Here is a 1,037-nt window from a genome sequence, read left to right on the forward strand (position 1 = left end):
ACGGGCGTAGGCGCCACCCGATAGGCGAGGCCGAAGGGCCGCCCAAGCGCCGAGAGGAGTCGGACGGTCTGATAGTACTCAGCGCGCGGGAAAGCCGCGTACACGGGGAAGCGGACCGACGATTTCCCGCGAACCAAGGAACCATCGGCTTCACACAGAGGGAGGACCACCGATGTCACCACATTTGGAACGCATCACACAACGGGCCGCCGCGGCACCGCATCTGCGGTTTACGGCGCTGGCTCATCATCTGTCGGAAGACTTTCTCGCCGATACGTGGCAACGGATGAACCGTCGCGGGGCACCGGGCGTGGACCACCAAACCACGGCCGCGTACGCGGCCGACCTCAAGGAGCACCTTAGCGACCTCGTGGCCCGCAATCGGCGGCACGCTTACCGTGCGCCGGCCGTGCGGCGGGTGTATATCCCGAAACCGGGAAAACCGGACCAACGTCGGCCGCTCGGGATACCGACGGTCGAGGATCGCCTGCTGCAGGCAGCGGTCGCGCGGCTTCTGGGCGCCATCTACGAGGCCGACTTTCGGCCCGTCTCCTATGGATTCCGACCGGGGCGAAACGCCCATCAGGCCCTTGCGACTCTACGAAATACGCTGATGACAGGCCGCGCCCACTGGGTCGTTGAAGCCGACATCCGCGGGTACTTCGACCACATCGACCATGACTGGCTCCTCCGCATGTTGGAACTGCGGGTGGGCGATCCGTGGATTCTACGCCTCGTACGCAAGTGGCTGGCGGCCGGGATCTTGGAGGATGGACGGGTCACCCCGGCGACCGTTGGGTCTCCACAAGGGGGCCCACTGTCGCCACTTCTGGCGAACGTCTACCTCCACTATGTCCTCGACCTCTGGTTCGAGCAGGTCGTCATCCCGCGATGCCGGGGGCGGGCGACCCTCATCCGTTTCGCCGATGATTTCCTCGCGCTGTTCGAGGAAGAACAAGACGCGCGACGATTTCTCCGAGCGCTACCCCAACGGATGCGGAAGTTCGCCTTGACACTGGCTGAGGAGAAGACGCGGC

Annotated in this window: 1 protein-coding gene; it reads left to right on the forward strand. The window is 64.9% G+C overall.

Going from position 1 to position 1,037, the window contains the following annotated elements; translation table 11 throughout:
* Positions 1-172: 172 nt before the first annotated feature.
* Positions 173-1,037 (forward strand): reverse transcriptase domain-containing protein (locus tag HIJ39_RS23100; RefSeq protein WP_243239932.1); only part of this gene is annotated, 865 nt, incomplete at its 3' end.

The sequence above is a fragment of the Sulfobacillus harzensis genome, from assembly GCF_012933365.1.
Lineage (GTDB): Bacteria > Bacillota > Sulfobacillia > Sulfobacillales > Sulfobacillaceae > Sulfobacillus_B > Sulfobacillus_B harzensis.